19 protein-coding genes are annotated in these 16408 nt (G+C 47.0%); 1 reads left to right on the top strand and 18 read right to left on the bottom strand.

Annotation, left to right across the window (positions count from 1 at the left end):
• The first annotated feature begins 160 nt into the window (after window positions 1-160).
• Complete coding sequence (locus L2D08_RS04930) at window positions 161-346, top strand: hypothetical protein (RefSeq protein ID WP_242232616.1); 186 nt, start codon at window positions 161-163, stop codon at window positions 344-346.
• 284 nt (window positions 347-630) lie between these two features.
• Here L2D08_RS04930 and L2D08_RS04925 read toward each other — a convergent pair whose 3' ends face one another.
• From L2D08_RS04925 to L2D08_RS04840, 18 genes are all read right to left on the bottom strand, one after another.
• On the bottom strand, window positions 631-1341 hold the full coding sequence (locus L2D08_RS04925; protein WP_242232614.1) for a DNA alkylation repair protein: 711 nt from the start codon (window positions 1339-1341) through the stop codon (window positions 631-633).
• A gap of 60 nt (window positions 1342-1401) precedes the next feature.
• Window positions 1402-1818, bottom strand: a complete 417-nt coding sequence (locus L2D08_RS04920) for a universal stress protein (protein WP_242232612.1) — start codon at window positions 1816-1818, stop codon at window positions 1402-1404.
• A gap of 60 nt (window positions 1819-1878) precedes the next feature.
• The gene (locus L2D08_RS04915; RefSeq protein WP_242232611.1) at window positions 1879-3345 is read right to left on the bottom strand and encodes a SulP family inorganic anion transporter; all 1467 of its coding nucleotides are present in this window, start codon (window positions 3343-3345) and stop codon (window positions 1879-1881) included.
• Window positions 3346-4023: 678 nt separating this feature from the next.
• Window positions 4024-4272, bottom strand: coding sequence for a hypothetical protein (locus L2D08_RS24240; RefSeq protein WP_309241327.1), 249 nt, complete (start codon window positions 4270-4272; stop codon window positions 4024-4026).
• A gap of 333 nt (window positions 4273-4605) precedes the next feature.
• On the bottom strand, window positions 4606-5421 hold the full coding sequence (locus tag L2D08_RS04905; RefSeq protein WP_242232610.1) for an urease accessory protein UreD: 816 nt from the start codon (window positions 5419-5421) through the stop codon (window positions 4606-4608).
• Window positions 5418-6035, bottom strand: a complete 618-nt coding sequence (ureG, locus tag L2D08_RS04900) for an urease accessory protein UreG (protein ID WP_242232609.1) — start codon at window positions 6033-6035, stop codon at window positions 5418-5420. Before ureG ends, L2D08_RS04905 begins: the two co-directional genes overlap by 4 nt.
• 22 nt (window positions 6036-6057) lie before the next feature.
• Window positions 6058-6744: an urease accessory protein UreF gene (locus tag L2D08_RS04895; RefSeq protein WP_242232608.1), complete on the bottom strand. Its 687-nt coding sequence runs from the start codon at window positions 6742-6744 to the stop codon at window positions 6058-6060.
• Window positions 6737-7183 (bottom strand): urease accessory protein UreE, encoded by a 447-nt coding sequence (gene ureE / locus L2D08_RS04890; protein WP_242232607.1) that lies wholly within the window; start codon window positions 7181-7183, stop codon window positions 6737-6739. Before ureE ends, L2D08_RS04895 begins: the two co-directional genes overlap by 8 nt.
• Window positions 7184-7195: 12 nt before the next feature.
• Window positions 7196-8905 carry an urease subunit alpha gene (ureC, locus tag L2D08_RS04885; RefSeq protein ID WP_242232606.1) on the bottom strand — a complete coding sequence of 570 codons (1710 nt, stop codon included), beginning with the start codon at window positions 8903-8905 and terminating at the stop codon, window positions 7196-7198.
• Entirely contained in the window at window positions 8902-9225 is a 324-nt protein-coding gene (locus L2D08_RS04880; RefSeq protein WP_242232605.1) for an urease subunit beta, read from the bottom strand. Before L2D08_RS04880 ends, ureC begins: the two co-directional genes overlap by 4 nt.
• A gap of 12 nt (window positions 9226-9237) precedes the next feature.
• A complete protein-coding gene (locus L2D08_RS04875) occupies window positions 9238-9540 on the bottom strand; it encodes an urease subunit gamma (protein WP_242232604.1) in 303 nt (100 codons plus the stop codon).
• 187 nt (window positions 9541-9727) lie between these two features.
• Window positions 9728-10426: an urea ABC transporter ATP-binding subunit UrtE gene (urtE, locus tag L2D08_RS04870; protein WP_242232603.1), complete on the bottom strand. Its 699-nt coding sequence runs from the start codon at window positions 10424-10426 to the stop codon at window positions 9728-9730.
• A complete protein-coding gene (gene urtD, locus L2D08_RS04865) occupies window positions 10420-11172 on the bottom strand; it encodes an urea ABC transporter ATP-binding protein UrtD (protein ID WP_242232602.1) in 753 nt (250 codons plus the stop codon). The genes urtE and urtD overlap by 7 nt, the downstream gene beginning before the upstream one ends.
• Window positions 11147-12211: an urea ABC transporter permease subunit UrtC gene (gene urtC / locus L2D08_RS04860; protein WP_242232601.1), complete on the bottom strand. Its 1065-nt coding sequence runs from the start codon at window positions 12209-12211 to the stop codon at window positions 11147-11149. Before urtC ends, urtD begins: the two co-directional genes overlap by 26 nt.
• 11 nt (window positions 12212-12222) lie before the next feature.
• Entirely contained in the window at window positions 12223-13125 is a 903-nt protein-coding gene (gene urtB, locus L2D08_RS04855; protein ID WP_242232600.1) for an urea ABC transporter permease subunit UrtB, read from the bottom strand.
• A 61-nt stretch (window positions 13126-13186) separates the two neighbouring features.
• Window positions 13187-14428, bottom strand: coding sequence for an urea ABC transporter substrate-binding protein (gene urtA / locus L2D08_RS04850; protein WP_242232820.1), 1242 nt, complete (start codon window positions 14426-14428; stop codon window positions 13187-13189).
• 525 nt (window positions 14429-14953) lie between these two features.
• Window positions 14954-15265: an iron-sulfur cluster biosynthesis family protein gene (locus tag L2D08_RS04845; protein ID WP_242232599.1), complete on the bottom strand. Its 312-nt coding sequence runs from the start codon at window positions 15263-15265 to the stop codon at window positions 14954-14956.
• Window positions 15266-15334: 69 nt separating this feature from the next.
• A complete protein-coding gene (locus tag L2D08_RS04840; RefSeq protein ID WP_242232598.1) occupies window positions 15335-16396 on the bottom strand; it encodes a DUF871 domain-containing protein in 1062 nt (353 codons plus the stop codon).
• Window positions 16397-16408 lie beyond the last annotated feature (12 nt).

Below are 16408 nucleotides of genomic sequence, written 5' to 3'. Positions count from 1 at the left end.
ACAAATAAAACAAGTCTCTCATACACGAGGGACTTGTTTTATTGTGTAGACAAAGTGCTTCGCTTTTAAAGTGGTGTTGCAGATCAACAAGCAAGGACTGATTAGACATTTGCTTTTTTTTAAACAGAAAGATACGACCTCTTACTAGCTCTACACAATCTTGTCGCAAGCCACTTGGCGGCGGGAAGGCAGCGTAGACTCCTATGGGACAAGCGGGCAGCTGAGACCGGTGGAGCCGCCAGGCGGAGTTGGGCTCAGCGCCTGCCCCATGGAAAGCGGAGCTGCCTGGACGCCGCCGATCCCTATTCATGTGCACGGTCACCCATATAATTTGTCTACAGTCTGAAACGAGTCTCTCATACACGGGAGACTTGTTTTTATTTGGTCCATTTAGGCAAGCAATGGGGCACCACGTAAACTTTTTCACCTTTTCCTTGGTGAAATGCAGCAGTGAACATTTCTCCAGCCAGCTTTAATCTCACGTAAAAAGCGCTCTGCAATAGTACTGGCAGGGGTCCAGTCTTTGCAAAGCGCTTTTTAGTTTAGATGTTCGATTACATGTAAAAATCTTACCATGGGCTTTTAAAAAAATCCTTTTCCCTGTCAAATTATCTTACAGAAAATCTCTTTTTAACAAATACACGTTTTTCTCTTTTTCCCAATGGCATTTCGCTCTTCTATCTTTTGAATATACGCTGTGGCAGGCGGAACTTTGCAGGCCGTATCCCCAACATCAACATGCACGCTCCCTATGCATGCTGCCACTTCCTTAGCCCGCTCTGAAAGCGGCTTATAATAAGCACCCACACAAATTACAAAGGTATTCATCACGTACCGAACGCGGTTTTGCTCCGTATGAATGTTTTTTTCCACTTTGTTCAACAGTTTATGGACTTCTTCCCTGTCTACATCGTCATCTGGAGCAATCGACAGGTAATTGCTGTAGGTGCTCCATCCGGCAGCCGCAATCATTTCTTCACCCGACTGCATCCACTCTTGCGCAAGCTCAAGTGCAAAAAGAGATTCCGCTGCAGCTTGTGCGACTGTATATTCACTGATCATATACCAGTAAGCACCCTCTACCCATTCGTTCAGCCGTTCTTTCGTCATTTCTTTCGGCTTCACTGTCAAACCCGCTAAATACATAGCATCGCTATTGCCGGATGCGTACAAATCGTAGACGAGCTGCTGATCTTTTTTTACTTCCTTGACAAAATGTTTTTTTAAATCGCCAACTTTGACACCAAAAAACGGTTCTTTGGCTCCGTGACGGGCAAGTACTTTTTTCGTTTGATCTGAACCGAACTGCTCAAGCTTTTCCATTACTTCTTCATACGTCATGCTCAAGCCCCCTTTTCTTTATTATAAAGAAAAGCCATTCTCAAAAAGAAAATGCTTAAATTATTTCACAATTAATACAGGGCAGTTTACACGCTTCGCTACTTTATGGCTGACACTGCCAAGCACCATTTCCTGCAGACTGTTCAAGCCGCGGCTGCCAAGCACTACGTAGGAAACCGCTTCCTTATTCGCGTATTCTACAATTGCCGGTCCCGGCATGCCGTGAAGCAGTTGAACGGAATATGAAACACCTGCTTCTCTTATTTTCTGTTCTGTACCTTGAAGCTGTTTTCTTCGCTTTTGTTCCAGATCAATAGCGCCCGCACTGTGCAAGACATCCCTTTTGGATTGATCGAAATCAACGACGAATACAACCACAATCTCTTTGTTCAGCACTTTGGCCAGCTTAATCGCTTCCTCCGCTGCCCGAAGCGCATGGCTTGACCCGTCTGATGCCAGTAAAATAGGACCGTTCATTTACATCCCCCTTTGTTTAAAAAAAGCGCACTGCTTTTACACAATGCGCTCATATACAGGTTAATGGCCAGACAGCTTTGCATCCTGCTTATCGTGAACAGCCATCCGTTTTACCATGGATGAACTTGCTTCATTTAAGCCTGTCAAGATCACTTTAATGCCGTTATTACGGTATTTCAATACAATTTTATCCACTGCCGCCACGCCAGAATCATCCCAGATGTGCGCCTCAGAAAAATCGATATGCACATTCTTGATTCCTTCCGGCTGATAGTCGAATTCATTTACAAAATCCGTAACGGATGCGAAAAAAATTTGTCCTGCTGTTTTGTAGTAAAGTGTATCGTCCTTGCGGGCAGAGGATACATCGACCTTTGAAATTTTTGCCGTAAAGAAAATCGCACTCAGCAGAATGCCGGCGAACACTCCTTTTGACAAGTCATGTGTGATCACGACGGTTATGACCGTTACGAGCATGACAACGCTGTCGGTAATCGGAATTTTCGTAAAAGCTTTAAGAGATGACCAGTCAAATGTGCCGATTGAGACCATAATCATCACGCCGACCAGTGCCGCCATCGGAATTTTCACGACTACATCGCCGAGCACCATAATTAAAAACAGCAGAAACGCTCCTGCCACAAAGGTAGACAACCGTCCGCGGCCGCCGGACTTCACATTAATAACCGATTGGCCAATCATGGCACAGCCCGCCATGCCGCCAAAAAAGCCAGTTACAATGTTCGCGATCCCTTGTCCGCGTGCTTCCCGGTTTTTATCGCTTGTCGTATCCGTCATATCATCCACAATGGATGCAGTAAGCAGCGATTCTAAAAGACCGACCATGGAAAGCGCCAAAGCCGTCGGGAAAATAATCGACAACGTCTCCATGTTCAACGGCACATCCGGAATGAGAAATGATGGCAGGGACTGGGTAATGTTTCCGAGATCACCGACTGTCCGTAAATCGAAGCCGCCTGCTACCGCAATGATCGTCATGACAACAATGGCAACAAGCGGAGAAGGAACAGCTTTAACGAAGCGCGGAAGGATGTAAATAATAGCGAGCGTTGCTGCTACAAACACATACATAACCACTGAACTGCCTGCAAAGTGGGGCAGCTGGGCTGTAAAAATTAAAATAGCAAGCGCATTGACGAACCCAACCATCACCGAACGCGGCACAAATTTCATCAAGCGTGCAACTTTCAGCCAGCCGAAAATCAGCTGCAGCACCCCCGTTAAAAGGGTAGCCGCAAACAAGTACTGAAGCCCATGGTCTTTCACAAGCGTGACCATCACAAGCGCCATTGCTCCAGTCGCAGCGGAGATCATCGCCGGGCGTCCTCCCATAAAGGCAATCACAACCGCCATCGAAAATGATGCATACAGACCCACCATCGGATCTACTCCTGCAATAATCGAAAAAGCGATCGCTTCTGGAATAAGCGCAAGCGCCACGACAATCCCCGACAAAATATCCCCGCGGACATTGCCGAACCATTCTTTTTTCAGTTGTGTAAACATAAAAAAACACGTCACCTCTAATAATTTATTTTCTTTGACCCCCAACTCTCATGGAAGTCACTGTCCGTTTGAAGTTCTTTTATCATATCATGAAACCAGCTCGCTTGAAAACGCACGATCGTTTTTTTCGGGCCGGCTGGAAAACGACAAAAAAGGCCGGAATCTGCTTTGTTGTAGCCCGATTTCTCATTTATCCGGCCCAAACCAAGCATTTTCCGATCCTGGTTGCACAAAAAAGAAGCCGGTGGAACCAGCTTCTTGTTAAATTCCTTTTTCACGCATCTATTCATATTGTTTCATAACTTCAGCAAAAGCGGGTCTGACTTATCCAGCTGCGTAAACTTTTTCAGCGCGGGTTCAGTCCCCCTATGCCCAATTTCCCCTTGCACTTCTACCGCTTCCGAAGGCCTTCCGCTACAAGCCGCGAAATAAGCGGCAAAATCGCCGGGCCAACTGCGGCTGTAATCAAGTCTCCCTCGGCAACAGCTTGTATTAATTACACGATCTCCTTCCTCAACACTGTTAATGGCCCGGACATTTCTCACCATATGCTCCTCACGTGATTAGTGGAACTCTTGCAGCAGGACGATTTCTCTGTCAGATAATCTAACCGGCTTGTTGTTCCGCTGCGCTCCCTTTCTGTATACTGAGGGTGTCATCTTTACAGAAGTATTGCCTCTAGGCAGAAAAAAGCAGCCGGTAAGCCGGCTGCTTTTTTATCCTGCGATCAATCCTGAACCCGTCTCTATAATGTAGGAAAGACCGTACAAAACGCTGATTAATGACGTGATCCGCATTAAAAAAAAGCGGAATCGTTTTATATGATGCAACTAAAAATGGAAGGCTCAGCAGAGTTGTAAAAAGCAGCATGCCGGCAAGTCCGTGGACCACGCCAATCGCAAATGATTTTTTCGTGGGTATGCTCATAATCTGCTTCGCCCGCCTTCCAGCTTCCACGCATTCCGTTTACACCTAAATAAACGGGCATGACTCCGACAAAACATTCGAGCAGAGCTGTAAGATTCTCAGGAATCTGCCGGTCCAGTGCGATCGCGGTGACACCGGTGATCAGCAGCGTGGCCGTATGCCCAAGCCCCAAAACACACCCGTTCATGATGAGCGGTACAGCTTTTTTATCCGGCTTGCAATCGTCAAAACCGCAATAATATGATCCGGCTCTGCTGCATGCTTAATCTCTAATGCAAATCCAGGCAATAAAATCGATAAAAGTCCGGCTTGAATGATAAATGGTTCCCTCTTTCAATACTTTCTAAGCTGCAGCGGCTCCTGGCCCAGTTTCCGGCGCAGCCAGTTGGTGCACTGCAGAATGATTTCTTCGATGACATGAGAGGCGCGGGCCAGAATCCGTACAGTACAGCCGCCATTTTTCAGCGTAGAAAACCCAATTCGCGCTTCATCGTTATACGGCGCCAGAAGCGGCTCCAGTTCTTCCTGCCAGCCGGGCTCAAGCAGCGGCGAAACGATAAAAAGAGAGCCGACATGTGTACAATCCTCCATTTGCATAAGGGAAAATAAAGGCTGCTGGTCCGGTTTTAAAAAAAGGTGGTCATACACCTGCAGCTGGCCATTTTCATATATTTTGAGCTTCGACCAAATCCACTCATAGCGAAACGGCCGGCCGCTCTCAGACCAGCCCGGCGTTATGCTGTCGCTGTAAAGCAGCGTTGCCCCTTTTTTCATATGGATCGTGGTTGTCTGCTCAAAGCGTGCCTGCTCATACGCAATGAGCGGGTCCGGCATATACATAAACACACTGCCCGCCGCGAGAGATACATTCATCGACTGAAAAACCGGCTCATGCGGTGTTTTATATACTTTTGCGGCAGACTGCGTCGTCAATATCATTCTCGCATCCGGTTCGAGAATCACCTCTGTATGATAGCGGTCGCCTCCTAAGTATCCGCCGCCGACATGAAGGCTGTATACCGTTGGCTCGCTTTCATTAAAGTAGATTGGGCGTGCTACTTTAAACGCGCCGTCAAAATACGTATCAGCTATCACCGTTTTATCGCCCCGGCAGACTGCTTTCATCCGCAGCGTGCCGGTCATGTTCATGCTTCCAGCCCCATCAAAAGTGCATTTTCTTTAATCCATCTCACCACGTCTTGAAGTCCCGTTTCCTCTTTTAAGTTCGTAAAGAAAAACGGCTTGTCTGTTCCACGTGATTTTTTCGTATCTTCCGCCATCACATCCAAATCGGCTCCTACATAGGGGGCGAGATCTGTTTTATTGATAATAAACAAATCTGATTTAATCATGCCCTGGCCGCCCTTACGCGGAATTTTCTCACCCTGCGCCACATCGATAATGTAAATCGAAAAGTCCACAAGCTCCGGGCTGAATGTGGCAGCCAGGTTGTCTCCCCCGCTTTCTACAAAAATAATATCCAAATCCGGATGTGCCTCTCTTAATTCATCAATGGCTGCAAAGTTCATGGAGGCATCTTCCCGAATCGCTGTGTGCGGACAGCCTCCGGTTTCCACTCCTATAATACGATTTTCCGGCAGAACCCCGTTTTTAATAAGAAATTGGGCATCTTCTTTCGTATAAATGTCATTCGTTACAACGGCCATGCTGAATTCATCGTTCATCGCGCGTGTGAGCTTTTCTACAAGCATTGTTTTGCCGGCACCAACTGGCCCTCCAACACCGATACGTACTGGTTCCATTCTGCACCACTCCTTTTGTTTTTCACGACATAAAAAGCCGAACAGGCAGCTGTTCATGGCGCATTTGTGCAATTTCAAGCCCCGGCATATTCATACCGAGTTCTTCTTCCGTCATCTCTTCTGTTTGGTCTGCAATCTCTCTCATCAACGGCTGCAGCGCCAGCAGGATCCGCTGGCCGTCTGTCTGCCCAAGTGGAATCGCCCGGACAGCATTTTGAATCAAAGACTGGACACCTGAAAAAAGGTGTGCAGCGATAGCATCTTTTTTGCCGGCCTGGAGATAATGGGCAGCCAGGGCAAACACAACAGACGGATGGCCGACCGCTTTCTTTTGGCGAATTTGTTGGTAGTACATATTCATCAACGGGCTTTCGTATAAGTCCACACACAGCTTGGCCATTCGTTCACCAATCCTCCGAGTGCCTTCCCTTGTTTCTTTTGGCAGTGCCAGCGCGGAAAGTGTGTGGTCAAGCTCCGTTAAATGATCAAAGCGGCCGGCTTCCACATCCTCATAAGCAAGCCGGCAGGCGAGAGCATCCGTATAAGCCATTTGATTAGCCATATAGATTCGCATGGCTGATTCGAATGTTTCAGCATTATGAATGCTGCCTTCGTAAATGTACGTTTCCAGTCCAAACGAGTGCGAAAATGCACCCGAAGGAAAATTGGAATCACAAAGCTGCATAAAGGACAGCATTGGATTAATCATGGCTGTGGCCGATATGGCGGAATGCTTTTTTCACCTTGCGCTCTTCACGGCGAAAAGGAATGCCGAGCTGCTCGAGAAGCTGTTCGACTAAATAGTCATACTGCACAATCATTTCATCGCCTTCAAACTGAGCCGGCAGATGACGGTTGCCAAGCTGATGGGCAATGTCTCCCATTTGGCCGATTGACTCCGGCATAATAGTCAGCACATCATCGGCCAGCACCTGGATGACGATCATGTTTTTATCATCGCAGTATAAGATATCCCCGTTCTGCAAGTCTTTCGGCTCCCGCAGCCGAATACCGAGCTCGCGTCCATGATCTGTTTTTACACGCTGAATGCGTTTAACAAGCTCGTCACTCGACAGGAAAACCCGTTCTGTATGCGGCGCACGAATATCATCTGTTTCCACATTTCCAATTACTTTTTCAACAATCACTTCGATCCCACCTTAAAATAAGAAATAGCGCTGCGCCATTGGCACGGTTTCTGCCGGTTCACACGTTATCAGATCACCGTTTACTTTTACTTCATATGTCTGCGGGTCCACCTCGATCTTTGGTGTTTCACCGTTGTATTTCATATCGCTTTTTTGCAAAGTGCGGATGCCGCCGACAGGACGGATCATTTTCTCTAAACCGAGCTTTTCTGGAACGCCGCGCTCGATCGCCGCTTTAGACATAAAGGTCATCGATGTTTTGAAAAGTGCCCTGCCAAAGCTTGCAAACATCGGACGGTACAAAGCCGGCTGCGGTGTTGGGATGGACGCGTTTGGATCACCCATGATGCTGTGGGCAATCAAGCCGCCTTTTAGAACAAGCTCTGGTTTCACGCCAAAAAAAGCAGGCTCCCATAGGACAAGATCTGCAAGCTTGCCTGTTTCAATAGAACCAACGTAGTCGGAAATGCCATGTGTTAAAGCAGGATTGATCGTATATTTCGCAACGTATCTTTTCGCCCTGAAATTATCGCCTTGCCCTGTTTCTTCACTCATTTTTCCTCGCTGCTTTTTCATTTTGTCGGCCGTCTGCCATGTGCGCAGAATTACCTCGCCAATCCGCCCCATTGCCTGGGAATCAGAGCTGATCATACTGAACACACCTAAATCATGCAAAATATCTTCTGCCGCAATCGTTTCTTTCCGAATGCGCGAGTCAGCAAACGCAATATCTTCCGGAACCGATGGATCAAGGTGGTGGCAGACCATCAGCATGTCCAAATGCTCGTCCAATGTATTGACTGTGTAAGGACGGGTTGGATTTGTGGAAGAAGGAAGAACATTTGGATAGCCGGCCGCTTTGATAATATCCGGCGCATGCCCGCCTCCTGCTCCTTCTGTATGGTATGTATGAATCACCCGTCCATCGATCGCCGCAATCGTATCCTCCACAAAGCCGCCTTCATTTAATGTATCGGTATGAATGGCAACCTGAATATCGTACTTGTCGGCTGTTCTTAACGCCGTATCAATTGTGGCAGCTGTTGTGCCCCAGTCTTCATGCAGCTTTAAGCCAATCACGCCCGCTTGAATTTGTTCTTCAAGCGGCTCAATTCCGGACGCATTTCCTTTGCCAAGAAAGCCGATATTCATCGGAAACGCTTCGGCTGCTTCAAGCATACGGAAGATATTCCACTCACCCGGGGTGCATGTGGTCGCATTTGTTCCAGTAGCCGGTCCTGTTCCGCCGCCAATCATCGTTGTGACGCCGGAGGCAAGCGCTGTTTCGATTTGCTGCGGGCAAATAAAATGAATGTGAGCATCGATGCCGCCGGCTGTGACAATTTTTCCTTCTGCGGCAATCACTTCGGTAGAAGCGCCGATCACAATGTCTACTTTGTCCATCAAAAGGGGATTGCCCGCTTTGCCGATGGCGGCAATCATTCCGTCCTTTACACCAATATCCGCTTTATAAATACCTGTGTAGTCAAGAATAATGGCATTGGTCAGTACAAGGTCAACAGCTTCTGCGCGGGTAGCAAGGGGGTGCTGACCCATCCCGTCACGGATCACTTTCCCCCCGCCGAATTTCACTTCATCCCCATACACCGTGTAATCTTTTTCAACTTCGATAAAGAGATCTGTATCTGCCAAACGGATACAGTCACCAGTTGTGGGTCCGAACATATCCGCATACTGCCGGCGTGACATTTGAAAACTCATGCCTCTTCCTCCCCATCAAGCGCGCCATTCACACGATTGTTTAACCCGTATACGCGCCGCTCGCCGGAAAATGGAACGAGCGCAACCGGCTTGCCGTCTCCCGGTTCAAAACGGACTGCTGTGCCTGCGGGAATATTCAGCCGTTTACCAAGTGCCTTGTCACGTTCAAACTCGAGTGCCTGATTCACTTCCGCAAAGTGAAAGTGGGAACCCACTTGAACGGGCCGGTCACCCCGGTTTGTCACAAAAACCTTCGTTTCTTCTTTTCCTTCATTGCATACAACCGCAGTGCTTTGAAGCTTGTATTCACCAGGAATCATGTGCACTCCTCCTTAACGTATCGGGTCATGAACGGTGACTAGCTTTGTGCCGTCCGGAAAGGTTGCTTCTACTTGAATATCGTGAACCATCTCCGGAACACCTTCCATTACATCTTTTCTTGATAAAATCGTTGTGCCAAACTGCATCAGCTCCGGCACCGATTTTCCATCGCGTGCTCCTTCCATCACTTCATACGTAATGAGAGCAATCGATTCCGGATAATTCAGCTTTAATCCTCTATCTTTGCGGCGGCGTGCCAAATCAGCTGCCACAACAATCATTAACTTTTCCTGCTCGCGTGCCGTCAGCTTCATAAAAGACCCCTTCTTCCTTTTCTACACATCCTTTATTTTACACATTAAAAGATAAAGATTTTGTTATCCATGTAACATTTCCTAACATGATTATAACTTTTTTTCCAGCCAAAAGGAATGAATGTTATTAGAAAATTTATTTTATTCACAAAAAGGAGGACGTTTTGTCCTCCTTTCTCCTTTCGATTTAAATAATTAAATGCTGTTTTACCAGGTCTTTATGCGCCATATCCGTGATCCCCTCGCTTACTACCGTACCGTGATCCAAAATGTAATAATAATCAGCGCAGGCAAAAGCAAGATCAAGACTGTGCTCTACTAAAACAACACCCATTCCTTGCTTCGAGGCAATGTCGATAATCACCTGTTGAATAAGCTGCACGATTGATGGCTGGATTCCTTCCATTGGCTCATCCAAAAGAAGCATTTTAGGCCTGCCAACGATGGCTCTCGCAATTGCCAGCTGCTGCTGCTGGCCGCCGCTCAGGTCGCCGCCTTTTCTATGCATCATTTCACGCAAAATGGGAAACCATTCGAATATTTCACCTGGCAGCTCCTTTCGCTCCTTCCTTGGCAGAGCTTCAAGACCCAACAGTAAATTTTCCTCTACTGTTAAAGCTGAGAAAATTTCTCGTCCTTGTGGTACATACGCAATACCACTTCTCGCTCGAAATTCGGGAGCTTTCTTTTCTATTCTTTCATCCATCCACTTGATGGAACCGTCTGCCGGTTTAATAAGACCGGCAATCGTTTTAATCAAAGTGGATTTTCCAACTCCATTACGCCCGAGTACTGCTGTTACTTTTCCAATTTCCGCCTGAAGAGATACATCATTCAGCACCATGCTTTCATCGTACCCCGCCCGGATACCTTCTGCTTTTAACATGCGCTGTCTCTCCTTCCGAGGTAAACTTCGGCCACTTGTTCATTTTGCTGAATTTCAGCCATTGTCCCTTCACAGAGCACCCGGCCTTCATGCATAACTGTCACTTGTTTCGAAAAGTTTCGGACAAACTCCATATCGTGCTCTACAATTAAAATTGCACAGGTCTTTGAAATGCCATGAATGAGTTCTCCCGTTTTATAGCGCTCAGTTTCACTCATCCCGGCGATCGGTTCATCCAGCAGCAAAATTTCCGGCTCCTGCATGAGCTGCATGCCAATTTCAAGCCACTGCTTCTGGCCATGTGCAAGTATCCCGGCCGGCTGGTGCCGCTGCTCGGTTAAGCCAATACGGTGAAGCATAGCGTCCATCTTTTCTTCGTCTTCCTTTGTTAATTTGGCTCGCATGACTGCCCAGAGGCTTCTTTTTTGCTTAAGGGAAAGCTCAAGATTTTCCAGCACGGTCAAATTAGTGAAAACAGAAGGCGCCTGAAACTTACGGGTAATGCCAAGACGCACAATTTCATGCTCCTGCAGTTTGCGAATGTTTTCCGTTTCCCGGTATACGACTTCACCGCCACTTGCTTTCGTTTTTCCGCAAATCACATCAAGCAGTGTGGTTTTTCCGGCGCCATTTGGCCCGATTAAAAAACGGACTTCCTGCGGATAAACGGCTAGATCAACTCCTTGAAGTGCCTGAAATCCGTTAAATGAAACTTTCACATCACGACACGACAGAATCGGCTGCATCGGCAGTTCCTCCCTTTCGCTTGGATTTGACCCGCTTTTCATTCCACGAATTCACCGCGCCCACAATACCATTCGGCAAGAACATCACCACAATAATAAACAGAAGACCTAAAAAGATCGACCATATGTCGGGGTAAGACTCGCTAAAAAAGCTTTTGGCACTATTGACAACAATGGCTCCTAAAACAGCGCCAATCAATGAATACCGGCCGCCTACGGCTACCCACAGCACCATTTCAATCGATGGGATAATCCCCATCATAGCCGGGGAGATAAGGCCAACCTGCAGGACGAATAATGTGCCAGCCAGACCTGCCAGTGCCGCAGACAAGCTGTAAACGAACACTTTATAAGATGTTGGGTTAAATCCTAAAAAGCGCACTCTATTTTCGCCGTCCCGCACGGCCGACAACACCCGCCCTGCCCGGCTTTTTGTCAAGGCAGCAGCAAGAGTAAACGAGGCACCCAAAATCAAAACTGTCATTAAGTAAAGGACAATCTGCACAAGCGGGGACGCTAATGAAAAACCAAGAAATGTAGTAAAATTCGTTAATCCGTTTGTGCCTCCGGTCCAGTCCTGCTTCGCCACAAAAAGCGTCACAAACACAACAACGACAGCCTGGCTGATTAGGGAAAAATACACTCCCTTAATTCGATTTTTAAACGTTAAAAAACCAAGCATTGCCGCGAGCAGCGCTGGAATCAACAAAGATGCACTAAGCGCAAAAACGGGGTTTGAAAATGGCTGCCAAAATGCCGGAAGAGCTGTTACACCGCTCCATTCCATAAAGTCTGGCAGTGTGCCGCCCGCTGCTTCAAGCTTTAAGTACATCGCCGTGCAATAAGCACCGAGGCCGAAATAAACACCATGCCCAAGGCTTAAAATGCCGGTGTATCCCCAGATGAGACAGATACCAAGAGCGACAAGTGCAAAACACAAAAACTTTCCTAAAAGCGCCAGGCGAAATTCAGTTAAATAAAGAGGGCCTAAAAACAGTGCGATAAAAAAAAGCCAATAGCCCAGTTTTTTCTTATCCATTTTGTTCCCTCCTATTCTAATGACCGCGTGCGTGCTGACAGCAGCCCGGCCGGTTTAAATTGTAAAAAGGCGACAATAGCCGCAAATACGATGACCTTTGCCATGGAGGCACCCGTCCAGAACTCAGCCACTGTGCCAAGCATACCGATGCTAAGTGCACCAAAAACAGTACCGGCCAGGCTTCCAATTCCGCCGAGAATAACAATCATAAAAGCATCTACTATATAATAGGTGCCAATTGTTGAGCCAATCGGACCCAGAACCGTTAGGGCACATCCTGCAATGCCGGCAAGTCCTGAACCGATTGCAAATGCTGCCGCATCCACCTTTTGAGTAGACACCCCCAGGCTTGACGCCATGCTGCGATTCATTGTAACTGCGCGCATTTTCCGGCCCGCTGCTGTTTTATCAAGGTATAAATAAAGGGCAACCATACAAATCACAGCAAGCGCGATGATAAATAAACGCTTATAAGGAAAAACAGCACCCGCGATTGTTAACCCGCCGTCAAGCCAGGCCGGTGCCGTAACTGCGACATTTGGTGCGCCGAAGATGGACCGTGCCATCTGCTGTAAAATTAAGCTGACCCCCCACGTGGCCAGCAGGCTGTCAAGCGGCCTGTGATATAAAAAACGGATAAGCGTTTTTTCAAGAACAAAGCCAAGCAGGGCACCAATTAAAAATGAGAGTGGAATTGCTGCGATATAGTAATAATTAAATAGCGCCGCTGGAACATAATGTGAAAATGCCTGCTGGACCACATAAGTTGTATATGCCCCGGCCATAATAAACTCTCCGTGCGCCATATTAATCACATTCATTAACCCAAATGTAATGGCCAGCCCAAGGGCAATTAAAAGCAAAATAGAGCCAAGACTAATCCCGTTAAACAGCTGTGTAGCCACGACTGCCATGTAGTTCACTCCTTTTTAAAAAACAAATAAGGGAGAAGTTTCCCTCCCTTATTTGTACCGATTAATTTAGTCCTTCTGCCCAAGAATACGTTTCTAAATACGGATCCGGTTTAACAGGCTCGCCTGAGTTCCATACTTCTTTAAACTGGCCGGCTGCTTGAATTTCACCAATTCGGGCAGTTTTGTACGTATGCTGGTTATCTCCGTCAATGGTGACTGTTCCGCCCGGCGCTTTAAATTCAATGCCGCCTGCCGCTTTTTTCACTGCATCAACATCAAAGGATCCGGCTTTTTCAACGGCGGCTGCCCATAAATAAACGGCATTATACGCTGCTTCAATTGGATCGCCGGTTACACGATCATCCCCATATGCTTTCTTGTAAGCTGCAACGAACTTTTTATTTTCCGGCGTATCCGTTGTTTGGAAATAATTCCACGCTGCATAATGGCCTGTTAAAATATCCGTCCCAATGCCGCGAATTTCTTCCTCCGCAATACTGACAGACAAAACTGTAATGTCATCCGCTGTAATTCCTGCATCCTTCAGCTGCTTAAAAAAGGCAACGTTGCTGTCTCCATTCAGCGTGTTATAGATGACTTCTGGTTTTTTCTCTTTGATTTTACTGATCAGTGTGCTGTAATCGGTATGGCCAAGCGGTGTATATTCTTCACCTGCTAGAGTGCCGCCTTCTGCTTTAAGCTGTGCTTTGATTTCTTTGTTTGCTGTGCGCGGAAATACGTAATCAGAACCGATTAAGAAAAAGGATTTTCCTTTGTTTTCAAGAAGCCATGTCACAGACGGAACAATTTGCTGATTCGTTGTGGCTCCTGTATAGAAAATATTCGGTGAAGACTCCATTCCCTCATACTGTACCGGATACCAGAGCAGGCCGTTATTTTGCTCGAATACCGGCAGCATCGCTTTTCGGCTTGCAGATGTCCAGCCGCCGAAAACGGTTGCGACTTCATCTTTCTGCAAAAGTTTTTTTGCTTTTTCGGCGAATGTCGGCCAGTCTGAGGCCCCATCTTCAACGACCGGCTCAATCTGCTTTCCAAGAACACCGCCGTTTGCGTTAATTTCCTCAATAGCCATTAATTCCGCATCCCGAAGTGACACTTCACTGATTGCCATTGTTCCGCTTAACGAATGAAGCACACCTACTTTTACTGTATCTCCTTCTGTATTAGCAGCAGGCTTTTCTTTTTCTTCATTTAAAGCACTTGAAGCTGCACAGCCGCTTAATGCAAGTGCAGCTGCCGAAACGGCTGCGATAACAGTTTGTTTGCCCCAGAATCTTTTCATCCCTTTCATATAACCACCCCTTAAAAATGATATACACAGCTTTTTATCCAAGAAGGTCAGCGTATAAATCTGTTATGTATGGATTTGAAATTAACTTCTTTATCCCCTCCCCAAAATTGATTTCCATCAATGTTTCAAATAGGAATAAAAAACATATAATTCCATGAAAGATCTAACTATATACTCGTACTTTTCAAACTATTTGTCTGAACTTTTGTTAGATTATGTACCAAAAAAGATCTTTCAAAAGAAAGACTCCAAATGGCAGACAAATAAAACCGGCTGCCCGCATATCCTTTTATTTTTTTTCGCACACAAGAAGCAGGAACTTTTTGGATGTGAGCCGAGAAAGCCCTCGTACTGCTTTAAGGTGTGAAATCTGGCTGACTTTCCCTGGCGTGTTCTTTCAAACAAGCGGTACTCCCCGATAAGCCCCCTTTCCGTTTTCGGCAGTGGAAGTGTTTACAAAAAAAAAGACTGCCGGCTTTGTCGACAGTCTTAAAAGTTTCTCAGAGAAAGATCTTACTATGCCCGCTCCAATTTTAAATTGTAACGGTAGGTTTCTTCGGCTGATGTCAGCTTGTAACCCATCGCCGGGTTAAAATCGAGTGCAATATGGTCGTGGAGATTTTCCTGGCTTTCTTTTGAAACAAGAAACGGAATGCCTGAGACGGTAAACAAATCATCGCCTTCTTTTTTACGATCGATTCGCAAATGGTATTCGGATGCAATCGAACAGCTGCCGATAAAAATCGATTCGATCCGGACTCCTTCGCTTTCTCCAAACTCATACTTTTTCAGTTCTGCCACAGCGGCCGGCTTTACATTTATATTCATATCCATCACCTCCCTTTTCTTTTCCCCAAAACAAAAAGAAAAAATCATAGATGGCGGGGCAAGAACTGCTTACTGGTCCCAGTGAATGATAAAGCGCCCGCCCGGCCCGATAAACGAAAGAAGCGGCAGGTCTTCCGCACTGATTCTGCCAATCACGTTTACTCTTTCATCGGCTGGCAGGTCATTCAGCGTAATTTGCATTTCCCCGGCATAGCGTAAATACCGTTTGTTGTCGACGGTAATCGTTCCCCTCGGCCTCTCAACCGTCTGAAAAGGCTCTACTGTTTTGTCACCGGCTTGGGCAAACCCTCTTGATTCAACGGAACGAATACAATCTCTTGCCGGGTCCGGCCGGTTCGTTTGAGCGTCCGCATAAAGAGTGACATCCGTAAATGGTTTTGCCCGCAGCGGAATACATTCGTCCTCCTCGAAACACTTAAACTGCCGGAAGGCTTCATCTGACAAGTCCGGATCACCAATCAGTACTTTTTGCGTATGCAGCTGGCGGATCAGCTCAAGCGCCGCCCCAAAAGGCGCCCGGTTCCGATGCTTCTCTAATGTGGGCAGTCCCTGAAACAGCGGGCCGCGCTTATGGCGGTCCCCCGGAACAAACGCCATGGTTCTCAAACCGAGTGAAAGGAGCCATTTGTTTTTTTCTTCCATATAGGCTTCTCCAAGTCCTGTTTCCGGACGCGGATAAAAATTATGCCACGCTTCAATGCGGCTGATATCTGCTCCAGCCGAAAGAATGTCTTCGTATTCACGCTGAGTCAGCGTACTGGCATTGAGTGCTATGTTCATCCTTTTAGAAAGATCCGCAATCGTTTTTCCGGCAATACCGTAATCTACGCGCAGCCCGGCAACGCCCCATTCAAGCAGCTCTTCGGCCCGGTCCATAGCCAAGCCGATTTTCTCAAGTGATGCGGGAGAAACATCCGCAAAAAGCGCCATCCCTGTTTCCCGGGCGAGCCTGGCAAGCTGGCGGAACCGGCTGCTAAGCTTCGAGGCATCATCTTCGGGAATATGCAGCGATGTAAATACCCACTTAAAGCCATGCTCCTTTGCTTTCTTTACATATTGCTCTTGCTTTTCTCCGATGTCTTCATTTAAATAAACCGAAATTCCAAACATGCGCATCCTCCT

This window comes from Domibacillus sp. PGB-M46 (genome assembly GCF_022668875.1).
Taxonomy (GTDB): domain Bacteria; phylum Bacillota; class Bacilli; order Bacillales; family Domibacillaceae; genus Domibacillus.
This window is presented reverse-complemented; position numbering and strand designations above follow the sequence as displayed.